This is a genomic window from Pseudomonas sp. HMWF021 (genome assembly GCF_003061005.1).
In the GTDB taxonomy this organism is placed as follows: Bacteria; Pseudomonadota; Gammaproteobacteria; order Pseudomonadales; family Pseudomonadaceae; genus Aquipseudomonas.
Map to the genome: position 1 here is coordinate 146,202 of NZ_QAIK01000136.1, position 12,813 is coordinate 159,014.

Consider the following 12,813-nt stretch of genomic DNA (forward strand, 5'->3'; position numbering starts at 1 on the left):
ATGGACAGCTTGATACGGCCGCGGTTGTCCACGTCCAGTACCAGCACTTCCACTTCCTGGCCTTCTTTCAGGATGTCGGTGACTTTCTCTACGCGAGCATCGCTCAGCATCGAGATGTGCACCAGGCCGTCCTTGCCCGGCAGGATGTTGACGAATGCGCCGAAGTCGACGATGCGCTCAACCTTGCCGACGTAGATCTTGCCGATTTCAGCTTCTGCAGTGATGCTCAGAACGCGCTGACGAGCAGCTTCTGCGGCATCCTTGGTTTCGCCGAAGATCTTGATCGAACCGTCGTCTTCGATGTCGATCGAAGCCTTGGTTTCTTCGCAGATCGCACGGATGGTCGCGCCACCTTTACCGATAACGTCACGGATCTTGTCAGTGTCGATCTTCATCGCGATCATGGTCGGTGCGTTGGCCGACAGTTCGGTACGCGACTGGCCGATGATCTGGTTCATCTGACCGAGGATGTTCAGGCGCGCTTCCAGGGCCTGGCCCAGAGCGATTTCCATGATCTCTTCGGTGATGCCCTTGATCTTGATGTCCATCTGCAGCGCAGTAACGCCTTTGGCGGTACCGGCTACCTTGAAGTCCATGTCGCCGAGGTGGTCTTCGTCACCCAGGATGTCGGTCAGAACAGCGAACTTCTCGCCTTCCTTGACCAGACCCATGGCGATACCGGCAACCGGCGCCTTCATTGGAACACCAGCGTCCATCAGGGCCAGGGAAGCGCCGCAAACGGAAGCCATCGAGCTCGAACCGTTGGATTCGGTGATTTCCGAAACCACACGGATGGTGTACGGGAACACGTCAGCGGCTGGCAGCATGGCCGAAACCGAACGACGGGCCAGACGGCCGTGACCGATTTCACGACGACCGGCGCCACCCATGCGACCACACTCGCCCACCGAGAACGGAGGGAAGTTGTAGTGCAGCATGAACGGGTCTTTTTTCTCACCTTCCAGAGTGTCCAGCAGCTGTGCGTCACGGGCAGTACCCAGTGTCGCGACTACCAGAGCCTGGGTTTCACCGCGAGTGAACAGCGCCGAACCGTGAGTCTTCGGCAGTACGCCGACTTCGATGTTCAGCGGACGTACGGTGCGGGTGTCGCGGCCGTCGATACGTGGCTTGCCGTTAACGATGTTTTCGCGAACGGTGCGGTATTCGATCTCGCCGAAAGCGGCTTTGACGTCGGCAGCCGAAGGCTGGCCTTCTTCGCCGGACAGCTTGGCAACCACTTGATCTTTCAGCTCGCCCAGACGCGCGTAGCGGTCAGCCTTGACGGTGATGGTGTAAGCCTGGGAGATCGCTTCGCCGAACTCGGCACGGATCGCGCCCAGCAGTTCGGTGGCTTCTGGAGCAGGCGCCCAGGTCCAGGTTGGCTTGGCAGCTTCTGCAGCCAGTTCTTTAACGGCGTTGATCACAACCTGGAACTCGTCGTGAGCAAACAGTACCGCGCCCAGCATCTGGTCTTCGGTCAGCTCTTTGGCTTCCGATTCAACCATCAGCACGGCGTCAGAAGTACCGGCGACGACCATGTCCAGGCTCGAAGCAGCTTGCTGCTCGTAGGTCGGGTTCAGCAGGTAGCCGGTGCTTTCGTGGAAAGCGACGCGAGCGGCGCCGATCGGGCCGTCGAACGGAATGCCCGAGATGGCCAGGGCAGCCGAAGTACCGATCATCGCAGCGATGTCCGGATCGGTCTTCTTGCTGGTGGAAACGACGGTGCAGACAACCTGCACTTCGTTCATGAAACCTTCCGGGAACAGCGGACGGATCGGACGGTCGATCAGTCGGGAAGTCAGGGTTTCTTTCTCGGAAGGACGGCCTTCACGCTTGAAGAAACCGCCAGGGATCTTACCGGCAGCGTAAGTTTTTTCCTGGTAGTGAACGGACAGAGGGAAGAAGCCCTTGCCTGGATCCGCTTGCTTGGCACCGACTACGGTCACCAATACGCTGACGTCGTCGTCAACGGTGACCAATACTGCGCCGGAGGCCTGACGGGCGATACGGCCAGTCTCGAGGGTAACGGTCGACTGACCGAACTGGAATTTTTTGATTACCGGGTTCACGGTGTCCTACCTTCTTTGTGGCTCTTGGGGGAACTGGTTTCTTGCGAAATTCTTGGGCAATGTCGGGAATCGGCCCGCTGACTGTCCGGGTAAAACGGTAGTGCAGATAAAACTTGAGGCTGGGAGCCTGCCAGCCATCAGCGGAAAACCGCTGATGCCTGACAGACAACCAACCTCATAGCGCAATCGCTGATTAGCGACGCAGACCCAGGCGGCCGATCAGAGCGCTGTAACGGCTCAGATCTTTGCCTTTCAGGTAGTCCAGCAGCTTGCGACGCTGGTTTACCATGCGGATCAGACCACGACGGGAGTGGTGGTCTTTACCGTTGGCCTTGAAGTGACCTTGCAGTTTGTTGATGTTGGCGGTCAGCAGTGCAACTTGCACTTCTGGCGAACCAGTATCACCAACAGCTTGCTGGTAGTCGGCAACGATTTGAGCTTTTTCTTGAACGTCGAGAGCCATGAGGCAATCCTTTTATCAGGAAACTGTTTCAAAAACAGTTTCAACAGGCCAGGGACAAATCCCTGTATCTATAAATGAGTAGTGACCGTGCCTGTTGACAGCCACACTCGCCGGCCTGCTGTTACACAGACCGGTTTCCGGTCATTCTGACCGAATCAGTCGACGCGGCGCGATGCGCCCGTCTTCGCTCACTTCACCGATACCGATGAAGCGACCATTGTGATCCTGTACCCGTACCATGCCGAACTTCGGAGCATCCGGGGCACGTACCGGCTGGCCGTTGAGCCAGTAGAACGCACTCGCTTCGGAGAAGTGCAGCAGCGGCCAATCCTGCAGGCCGCTGTCCGATGGCATCAGGAAGCGGTCGACCGCTTCGTTGCCGCCTTCGGCATGTACCGCTTCCAGCTCTTCGAGGGTCACGGTCTGCGCCAGGGTGAAAGGCCCGGCCTGGGTGCGCCGCAGTTCCGCGACGTACGCACCACAACCGAGTTGCTCACCGATATCCTCCACCAGGGTGCGAATATAGGTGCCCTTGCTGCAGTCCACCGCAAGACGCGCAGTATCGCCTTCGAAGGCCAGCAATTCCAAGCGCGCAATAGTAACAGAACGCGGTTCGCGCTCCACTACTTCGCCTGCACGGGCCAGCTTGTACAGCGGCTGCCCGTCACGCTTGAGTGCCGAGTACATCGGCGGTATCTGACTGATTTGCCCGCGAAATTTCGGCAGGACCGCTTCGACATCGGCGCGACCAACGGTCACCGGGCGCTCCTGCAAAACCTCACCCTCAGCGTCTGCCGTGGTGGTGGTCTTGCCCAGTTGCGCCAGGGTTTCGTAACCCTTGTCGGAATCGAGCAGGTATTGCGAAAACTTCGTTGCCTCGCCAAAGCACAGCGGCAACACACCGGTGGCCAGCGGGTCGAGACTGCCGGTGTGACCGGCCTTCTCGGCGTTGAGCAACCAGCGAACCTTCTGCAACGCGGCGTTGGAGGTGAACCCCAGCGGCTTGTCGAGCAGGATGATACCGCTGACGTTACGACGGATACGTTTGACCTGAGCCACCGAGTTACTCCTTGGTGTCTTCAGGTGCAGCGGCCACGTGCTGATTGTCCTCAGCCACGGCGCGCTCGATCAGGGCCGACAGGTGCGCGCCACGCACGACGCTTTCGTCGTAGTGGAAGTGCAATTGCGGCACGCTGCGCAGCTTCATTTCACGGGCCAGTTGCATGCGCAGGAAGCCTGCGGCAGCGTTGAGCACCTTGATGCTTTGCGCGATGTCTTCGGCGTTGTCCTGGCCCATCACGGTGATGAAGATCTTCGCGTGACCGACGTCACGGCTGACTTCCACAGCGGTAATGGTGACCAGACCAACACGTGGGTCTTTGACTTCACGACGGATCAGTTGAGCCAGCTCACGCTGCATCTGATCGCCGATACGTTGGGTACGGCTGTATTCTTTTGCCATGATTTGTTACCTGTTACTGCCCTACGGTGAAACCCGCAAGGTCTGAAAGCGGCAAACGCCCGGCCTGACAAAAGCCAGACCGGGCGTTGCGTTTAGAGTCCTGACGCCGTGGCGCGCATGTGCATGCGGCGGCTCGGCGTGGCCCTTGAAGTGCGCGAGTCAGAGGCTGCGAGCAACCTGAACCTTCTCGAAGACTTCGATCTTGTCACCGACTTTGACGTCGTTGTAGCTCTTCACGCCGATACCGCATTCCATGCCGGCACGTACTTCGGAAGCGTCATCCTTGAAGCGGCGCAGGGATTCCAGCTCGCCTTCGAAGATAACGATGTCTTCACGCAGTACACGGATCGGACGGTTACGGTGCACGACACCTTCGATCACCATGCAACCGGCGATCGCGCCAAACTTCGGCGAACGGAACACATCACGCACTTCGGCCACACCCAGGATGTTCTCGCGAACATCGCTGCCGAGCATGCCGGTCAGGGCTTTCTTGACGTCTTCGATGATGTCGTAGATCACGTTGTAGTAACGCATGTCCAGACCTTCCTGCTCGACGATCTTCCGTGCGCCAGCATCGGCACGCACGTTGAAGCCGAACAGTACAGCGTTGGAAGCCAGTGCCAGGTTGGCGTCGGATTCGGTGATACCACCGACACCGCCACCGACCACGCGCACTTGCACTTCGTCGTTGCCCAGGCCGTTCAGAGCGCCCTGCAAAGCTTCCAGCGAACCACGGACGTCGGATTTGAGGACGATGTTGAGCGTCTTCTTCTCTTCCTGGCCCATGTTTTCGAAGATGTTTTCCAGCTTGCCGGCGTGAGCGCGAGCCAGTTTGACTTCGCGGAACTTGCCTTGACGGAACAGAGCCACTTCACGGGCTTTCTTCTCGTCGGCAACCACGCTCATCTCGTCGCCAGCGTCCGGAGTGCCGTCAAGACCCAGGATTTCGACCGGAATGGCCGGACCTGCTTCCTTGATCGGCTTGCCGTTCTCGTCGAGCATGGCGCGCACGCGGCCATAGTTCGAGCCGACCAGTACCATGTCGCCTTGACGCAGCGTACCGTCCTGAACCAGAACAGTAGCTACCGGGCCACGGCCCTTGTCCAGACGCGATTCGACGACAACACCACGGCCAGGAGCCGATGGAGTGGCGGTCAGTTCGAGCACTTCGGCCTGCAGCAGAACCGCTTCGAGCAGTTCGTCAACGCCGGTACCCATTTTCGCCGAGACCGGTACGAATGGAGTGTCGCCACCCCAGTCTTCGGAGGTCACGCCGTGAACCGACAGTTCGCTGCGGATGCGATCGAGGTCGGCACCCGGCTTGTCGATCTTGTTCACCGCAACCACCAGAGGAACGCCAGCCGCCTGAGCGTGCTGAACAGCCTCGATGGTTTGTGGCATCACGCCGTCGTCCGCCGCAACCACGAGGATCACGATGTCGGTCGCCTTGGCACCACGAGCACGCATTGCGGTAAACGCAGCGTGACCCGGGGTGTCGAGGAAGGTGACCATGCCGCGTTCGGTTTCAACGTGGTACGCACCGATGTGCTGGGTGATACCGCCGGCTTCGCCAGCAGCTACCTTGGCACGACGGATGTAGTCGAGCAGCGAGGTCTTGCCGTGGTCAACGTGGCCCATTACGGTCACGACCGGCGCACGAGGAACCGCTTCACCTTCGAACTTCAGGGACTCGGCCAGGGAATCTTCCAGGGCGGTGTCGCTGACCAGGGTCACTTTGTGGCCCAGCTCTTCAGCAACCAGTTGGGCAGTTTCCTGATCCAGTACCTGGTTGATGGTGGCCGGGGTACCCAGCTTGAACATGAACTTGATGATTTCGGCAGCCTTGACCGACATCTGCTGAGCGAGATCGCCAACAGTGATGGTTTCGCCGATCTTCACTTCACGCACGACAGGGCCGGTCGGGCTCTGGAAACCGTGAGCGTTGCGTTTCTTCAGCTTGGCCTTGCCGCGACCACCACGACGGAAGCCATCGCTTTCTTCGTCGGTAGTACGTGGAGCCACACGTGGCGCCGGCGCTTTCTCTTTGACCGATGCACGATGCGGAGCGTTTTTGCGCTCACCATCACCACTGCCGCGACGATTGTTATCGTCGGCACGTGGCTTGTCCGGACGGCGCTGTTCGTCACGCTTGCGCGTGTCGGCAGCAGGCGCAGCAGCAACCGGCGCAGCTTCGCGCACTGGTTCGGCTACAGGCGCAGGGGCCGCAACAGCCTCGGCAGGAGCAGACGGCGCAGCAGCAGGCTGGCGACGCGCTTCTTCTTCAGCGCGCTGCTTGGCTTCTTCTTCAGCCTTCTGACGGGCAGCATTTTCTACTGCGCGACGCTCTTCCAGTTCACGCTGGCGCTCGGCTTCGATTTCTTCCGGGCTGCGCTGTACGAAAACTTTCTTCTTGCGAACTTCTACGCTGATGCTCTTGCTACCAGCCACACGCAGGGTGCTGGTGGTTTTACGCTGCAGCGTGATCTTGCGTGGTTCTTCCACTTTCGCCTTGTGGCTGCTTTTCAAGTGAGTCAGCAGGGATTGCTTCTCACTGTCAGTCACATGTTCTTCGGCGGCGGTGTGCGGCAGACCTGCCTCACGCATCTGCTGCAACAGGCGCTCTACCGGTGTTTTGACCTCATCGGCCAGTTGTTTCACCGTGACTTGCGTCATGCACTTCTCTCCTCAGGCCGCGCCTAATTACTCGAACCAGTGGGCTCGGGCGGCCATGATCAACTTGCCGGCACGATCATCGTCAATGCCGTCGATGTCGAGCAGGTCGTCAATAGACTGCTCGGCCAGGTCTTCGCGGGTAATTACGCCGCGCACCGCCAGTTCCATCGCCAAATCCTTGTCCATACCCTCAAGCGAGAGCAGGTCTTCGGCCGGATGGGCGTCTGCCAGCTTTTCCTCAGTAGCGATGGCTTTGGTCAACAAACGATCCTTGGCACGAGCGCGAAGCTCGTTGACGATATCTTCGTCAAAGCCGTCGATGTTGAGCATTTCTTCCAACGGTACGTAGGCAATCTCTTCCAGGCTGGTGAAGCCTTCATCTACCAGCACCTGAGCCAGCTCTTCGTCGACTTCCAGCTCGTCGATGAAGTTGCGCAGGATGTCGCCGGTTTCTGCTTGTTGCTTAGCCTGGATGTCCGATTCGGTCATCACGTTCAGGGTCCAGCCAGTCAGCTGGCTCGCCAGACGCACGTTCTGACCACCACGACCGATGGCCTGAGCCAGATTGTCTGCGCCAACGGCGATGTCCATGGCGTGGGCATCTTCGTCAACGATAATTGCCGCAACCTCGGCCGGGGACATGGCGTTGATCACGAACTGAGCCGGGTTGTCGTCCCAAAGAACGATATCAACACGCTCACCGCCCAACTCACCCGACACGGCCTGGACGCGCGAACCGCGCATACCGATGCACGCGCCCTGCGGGTCGATGCGTTTGTCCTTGGAACGGACGGCGATCTTGGCACGCGAACCCGGATCACGGGACGCCGCCATGACTTCGATCAGGCCTTCAGCGATTTCCGGCACTTCGATGCGGAACAGCTCGATCAGCATTTCCGGCGCGGTACGCGACAGGATCAGCTGCGGGCCGCGGTTCTCGGTGCGGATTTCCTTGAGCAGTGCACGCAGACGCACACCGACACGGAAGGTTTCGCGAGAAATGATGTCTTCACGCGCCAGCAACGCTTCGGCGTTGTTGCCCAGATCGACGATCACGTTGTCGCGGGTGACTTTCTTCACGGTGCCGGAGATGATTTCTCCCAGGCGCTCGCGATAGGCGTCGACCACTTGAGCGCGCTCGGCTTCACGCACTTTCTGCACAATGACTTGCTTGGCAGTCTGTGCAGCAATGCGGCCGAACTCGATGGATTCGATCTTTTCTTCGACGACGTCGCCGACCTTGGCGCCAGGGTGCGTTTCGGCAACCTTGCTTGGCCAGGTTTCGATCGCAGGATCGTCGAGATCATTCTCTTCGACGACTGTCCAGCGACGGAAAGTCTCGTAGGAACCGGTGTGGCGGTTAATTTCCACACGCAGGTCAACTTCGTCTTCAAAACGCTTTTTGGTAGCAGTGGCCAGAGCCAGCTCCAACGCTTCAAAAATCACGCTTGCCGGTACGCCCTTTTCATTGGATACCGACTCAACAACCAGCAGTACTTCTTTGCTCATCGTACGCCTCGCCTTTCGCAAGCCATTGGATCCGCGGGATCCGCGTCTCAGTCAAAACTGGGAATAATGTTGGCCTTGTCGATCATATCGATCGGCAACAGGAACTCATGGTCGTCTACCTGCACCACGACATCCTGTTCTTCTACACCGCGCAGAAGGCCCTGAAAGTTGCGTCGACCTTCAAAGGGCGAGCGCAGCTTGATCTTCACTTGTTCACCGGCAAATTTTGCAAACTGCTCAAGAGTGAACAGTGGGCGTTCCATGCCAGGCGAGGAAACTTCGAGGGTGTATTCAACGGAGATAGGATCTTCAACATCCAGGACACCGCTGATCTGACGGCTGACAATGGCGCAATCGTCCACCAGCACGCCACCCTCTTTATCGATATAAACGCGCAACATCGAGTGACGACCTTGAGCCGAAAACTCGATACCCCAGCATTCATAGCCTAGGGCCACGACCACCGGGGCCAACAAGGCCTGCAACTCTTCTAGCTTGCTCGACACCTGAACCCCCTCGTGCATGTAAATGCATGCGCTGCAAAATAAAAAAATGGGCGAAACGCCCATCCTTGAAACGCCGTCGAACAGCGGCGTAGAAAGTGTCCAGCTAACAAAAAGCCCCTGAAAAGGGGCTCCTTAAACTGGTTGCGGGGGCCGGATTTGAACCGACGACCTTCGGGTTATGAGCCCGACGAGCTACCAGACTGCTCCACCCCGCGACAAAGCTGGGGCGGAAGTATACGACCGATCCCTTATAGGGTCAATGTAACCTTCCACCTGCAAGAAAGCCCGCAACAGCGGGCTCTCCTGACTAATTGGTACCGAGAAGGGGACTCGAACCCCTACACCCTATGGGCACAACCACCTCAAGGTTGCGTGTCTACCAATTCCACCACCTCGGCAAAACTACGTTTGAAACCCTTCTTACTTCTGCTCTTGAGCTGGAGGTACGTCAGTCGCTGGAGTAGCCGACTTTTGCTCTTGAAGCACCGGAACATCATCAGAAGCCGGTTGTTGTTGCTTAGGTACTTCCAACACTGCTGGATCTGGCAAACCTGCTTGAGTCAGCTGATGAGCCTTCTCTTTAGCAAAGTAACCTAACCCCAAGCTGGTTATGAAGAAACCGGCGGCAAGTATAGCAGTAAACTTACTAAGAAAGGTAGAGGAACCTTGGCTTCCGAACACAGTATTTGAAGCACCTGCTCCGAAAGACGCGCCAGCGTCCGCACCTTTACCCTGCTGCAGCAAAACCAGAGCAACTACGCCCAATGCACCCAGCAGATGAAAAACGACTACGACTGTTTCCAGCATTTTTTCAGTTTCCCGCGGCGCGACAAATCGCACCGAACTCATCTGCATTCAGGGAAGCTCCACCAATGAGCCCCCCATCGATATCCGGCATGCCGAACAGTTCGACCGCATTGGCCGCCTTCACGCTGCCGCCGTATAGAAGCCGCACACCTCGTGCGACTTCAGAATTCTCTGCCGCCAACTGCTCGCGAATGGCTTTATGCACATCCTGAGCCTGTTGCGGCGTTGCAGTCAGTCCGGTACCGATGGCCCAGACAGGCTCGTAAGCAATGACTGCCTTGGCAAAGGCACCAACACCCAGCTCCTCGATGATGCTGCCCAGCTGACGCCCGACAACCTCAAGAGTTTTTCCGGCTTCGCGCTGCTCGAGGGTTTCCCCTACACACAACACCGGAATCAAGCCACATGCCTGTGCCGCTGCGAACTTGCGATTCAGCATCCCGTCTCGCTCGCCCATTATCTGGCGGCGTTCGGAGTGCCCGACAAGCACCAGGGAACAACCTGCATCCACCAACTGACTAGGAGCAATCTCACCAGTCAACGCACCTTGCATCGATTCCACCGCAGAATTCTGCGCGCCGACCGAAATCGACTTGCCTTTCAAACCATCAATCACCTGATTGATATGCAAGCAAGGCGGGAATACCGCGACATCAACACCGCTTGGCAAGGCCAGATGACGAAGGCCGTTGATCAGCTCAGCGACGCTGGCGCGGGTACCGTGCATCTTCCAGTTACCAGCTACCATAGGGCGACGCATGCTGTACCTCGTCGGTCAAAGTGGGCGCAGATGTTACCCAACACAATCATGGCTGGCAAGCCGAATCAGGCAGAAACTTCAGTTACCAGTTTTGCCAGTTCTTCGGCATAGCTGCGAACCTGGGTTTCATCCTCGCCTTCGACCATCACGCGCACCAGAGGCTCTGTGCCGGACTTGCGCAAAAGCACACGACCACGACCCGCCATTGCCTGGGTTACACGCGCACTGGCCTCCTTGACAGCCGGATGCTCAAGCGGGCTGTCGCCACCGCCGAATCGAACGTTGATCAGCACCTGAGGACACTTGCGCAACGCCTGACGCGTTTGCGCAAGACCTTCATTGCGAGCCTTCAACGCCATCAGAACCTGCAACGCCGCAATGATCGCATCACCGGTAGTGGTGTGATTGAAGCAGACGATATGCCCGGAATTCTCGCCGCCGACCAACCAGTTGCGCTCCAGCAATTCGGCGATCACATAGCGGTCACCGACATTGGCACGAATGAATGGAATCGAGAGATCTGCCAGGGCGAGCTCCAGACCCAGATTGCTCATCAGTGTTCCGACCACTCCGCCCTGAAGCTTTCCGCGCTCATGCAGATCACGGGCGATGATGAACAGCAACTCGTCACCATCGACGATGGCACCCGTGTGATCGACCATCAATACCCGATCGCCATCGCCATCGAATGCGATACCCAGATCGGCGTGTTCAGCCAACACAGCAGCCTGCAGCTGATCCATGTGGGTCGAACCGCAATTGTCATTGATGTTCAGACCATTAGGCTGAGCCGACAGTACGACAACTTCCGCACCCAACTCCCGGAAGACGCTTGGAGCAACCTTGTAGGTCGCACCGTTTGCGCAGTCGATCACGATTTTCAGGCCGGAAAAACTGGTACCGGTAGGCACACTGCTCTTGCAGAATTCGATGTAACGACCCGATGCGTCGTTAATGCGCGACACCTTGCCGATCTTGCTCGACTCAACCACAGCCATCGGGGTATCGAGCAATTCTTCAATCATCAACTCCAGCTCATCAGGCAACTTGGTGCCCTTGCCGGAGAAGAACTTGATACCGTTATCGTCATGCGGATTGTGCGAAGCGCTGATCACGATCCCGGCTTCAGCCTGGAAAGTACGCGACAGATAGGCGATAGCCGGCGTCGGCATCGGCCCCAGCAGCATCACATCAGCACCCGCCGAAGTCAGACCCGCTTCAAGAGCCGACTCAAACATGTAGCCGGAAATTCGCGTGTCCTTGCCGACCAGAACCTTGCACGCGCCCATCTTGCGGAAGGCCATGCCAGCCGCCCAACCGAGCTTGAGCATGAAGTCCGGAGTGATCGGATATTCACCGACACGACCACGAATACCGTCAGTACCAAAGTATTTCTTGCTCATAAGTGCTCCATCATTCTTATTCGGCTGATTCCACGGCCGCGAGCATGCGCACCACGTCTACCGTTTCCGCCACATCATGAACGCGCAAGATACGCGCCCCTTTCATCGATGCCAGTGCCGCAAGCGCCAGCCCACCAGACAGACGTTCGCCCACCGGTCGATTCAGCGCGTGGCCAATCATGCTTTTGCGTGAAACACCGACCAATAGCGGACGGCCCAGCGCATGCAGGGCTTCCATATGCTTGAACAAGCTTAGATTGTGCTGCAGCGTCTTGGCGAAACCGAAGCCGGGATCAAGAATAATCCGCTCGGCAGGAATACCCGCAGCCGCACATTGAGTCATGCGCTCAGACAGAAACTCACCCACCTCCCGGGTAACGTCCTGATAGCGCGGATTGTCCTGCATGTCACCTGGCTCGCCCTGCATATGCATCAGACAAACCGGCAATCCGGTCGCGGCCGCAGCATCAAGCGCACCGTCACGGCGCAGCGAGCGCACATCATTGATCAATCCGGCACCGAGGCGCGCGGTTTCGCGCATTACCGCCGGCGTAGATGTGTCGACCGAGATCACCACGTCGAGTTCTCGATGGATCAGCTCCACGATAGGCGCTACACGCTCCAGCTCTTCGAGTGGCGAAACCACACGCGCACCAGGCCGTGTCGACTCACCGCCGACATCAATCAGCGTCGCACCCGCCGCGACCATGTTTTGCGCATGACGCAAGGCCACGTCGAGCTGGTTGTACCGGCCGCCATCGGAAAAAGAATCGGGAGTGACATTGAGAATGCCCATGACATGCGTCCGGGCCAAATCAAGAACCCGGCCGCCAAAAGGCAACCGGGTCAGGGACTGTACAGAAGTCATTTCAAACCTTAAACGTCAGCAGCCGGACCGCCAATCGGTGTTTCCGGGCGCTCATCCTGAACCACTGGAGGCGGAGGGGTCCCGGTGCCACCGGTCCAGTCGCGTGGTTCGCGAGGCGTACGACCGGCCATGATGTCGTCGATCTGTTCGGCATCGATGGTTTCGTACTTCATCAGCGCATCAGCCATGGCATCAAGCTTGTCACGGTTGTCCGTGAGAATTTGCTTGGCTGTGCCGTAGCACTGATCAATGATGGTGCGCACTTCGGAGTCGATCAGCTTCGCCGTCTC

The 12,813-nt window shown here is 58.1% G+C and carries 11 protein-coding genes, 2 tRNA genes and 1 pseudogene; all 14 read right to left on the bottom strand.

Translation table 11 applies throughout. The annotated features are described in order from the left end of the window. The coding region (pnp, locus tag DBR18_RS19060; RefSeq protein ID WP_108591465.1) for a polyribonucleotide nucleotidyltransferase at nt 1–2,069 on the bottom strand (2,069 nt) is incomplete at its 3' end. 193 nt (nt 2,070–2,262) lie between these two features. Further along, a complete protein-coding gene (rpsO, locus tag DBR18_RS19065) occupies nt 2,263–2,532 on the bottom strand; it encodes a 30S ribosomal protein S15 (protein WP_003221553.1) in 270 nt (89 codons plus the stop codon). Between the two features lie 141 nt (nt 2,533–2,673). Continuing rightward, nucleotides 2,674–3,591: a tRNA pseudouridine(55) synthase TruB gene (gene truB / locus DBR18_RS19070; RefSeq protein WP_024011571.1), complete on the bottom strand. Its 918-nt coding sequence runs from the start codon at nt 3,589–3,591 to the stop codon at nt 2,674–2,676. Nucleotides 3,592–3,595: 4 nt separating this feature from the next. Beyond that, nucleotides 3,596–3,994 carry a 30S ribosome-binding factor RbfA gene (rbfA, locus tag DBR18_RS19075; RefSeq protein ID WP_007961438.1) on the bottom strand — a complete coding sequence of 133 codons (399 nt, stop codon included), beginning with the start codon at nt 3,992–3,994 and terminating at the stop codon, nt 3,596–3,598. 159 nt (nt 3,995–4,153) lie between these two features. Then, entirely contained in the window at nt 4,154–6,670 is a 2,517-nt protein-coding gene (gene infB, locus DBR18_RS19080; RefSeq protein WP_108591466.1) for a translation initiation factor IF-2, read from the bottom strand. A gap of 27 nt (nt 6,671–6,697) precedes the next feature. Further along, nucleotides 6,698–8,179, bottom strand: a complete 1,482-nt coding sequence (nusA, locus tag DBR18_RS19085) for a transcription termination factor NusA (RefSeq protein WP_003221546.1) — start codon at nt 8,177–8,179, stop codon at nt 6,698–6,700. Nucleotides 8,180–8,226: 47 nt separating this feature from the next. After that, nucleotides 8,227–8,685, bottom strand: coding sequence for a ribosome maturation factor RimP (gene rimP, locus DBR18_RS19090; protein WP_007915250.1), 459 nt, complete (start codon nt 8,683–8,685; stop codon nt 8,227–8,229). A 138-nt stretch (nt 8,686–8,823) separates the two neighbouring features. Beyond that, a tRNA-Met gene (locus DBR18_RS19095) sits at nt 8,824–8,900 on the bottom strand. A gap of 97 nt (nt 8,901–8,997) precedes the next feature. Continuing rightward, nucleotides 8,998–9,083, bottom strand: a tRNA-Leu gene (locus DBR18_RS19100). Between the two features lie 22 nt (nt 9,084–9,105). Continuing rightward, nucleotides 9,106–9,492: a preprotein translocase subunit SecG gene (gene secG / locus DBR18_RS19105; RefSeq protein ID WP_027610782.1), complete on the bottom strand. Its 387-nt coding sequence runs from the start codon at nt 9,490–9,492 to the stop codon at nt 9,106–9,108. Between the two features lie 4 nt (nt 9,493–9,496). Continuing rightward, nucleotides 9,497–10,252, bottom strand: coding sequence for a triose-phosphate isomerase (tpiA, locus tag DBR18_RS19110; protein WP_008088336.1), 756 nt, complete (start codon nt 10,250–10,252; stop codon nt 9,497–9,499). A 65-nt stretch (nt 10,253–10,317) separates the two neighbouring features. Next, complete coding sequence (gene glmM / locus DBR18_RS19115; protein WP_108591467.1) at nt 10,318–11,655, bottom strand: phosphoglucosamine mutase; 1,338 nt, start codon at nt 11,653–11,655, stop codon at nt 10,318–10,320. 16 nt (nt 11,656–11,671) lie between these two features. Next, a complete protein-coding gene (folP, locus tag DBR18_RS19120; RefSeq protein WP_108591468.1) occupies nt 11,672–12,523 on the bottom strand; it encodes a dihydropteroate synthase in 852 nt (283 codons plus the stop codon). Nucleotides 12,524–12,531: 8 nt separating this feature from the next. Next, nucleotides 12,532–12,813 (bottom strand): annotated as a pseudogene (locus tag DBR18_RS29460) (ATP-dependent metalloprotease); the annotation flags it as partial.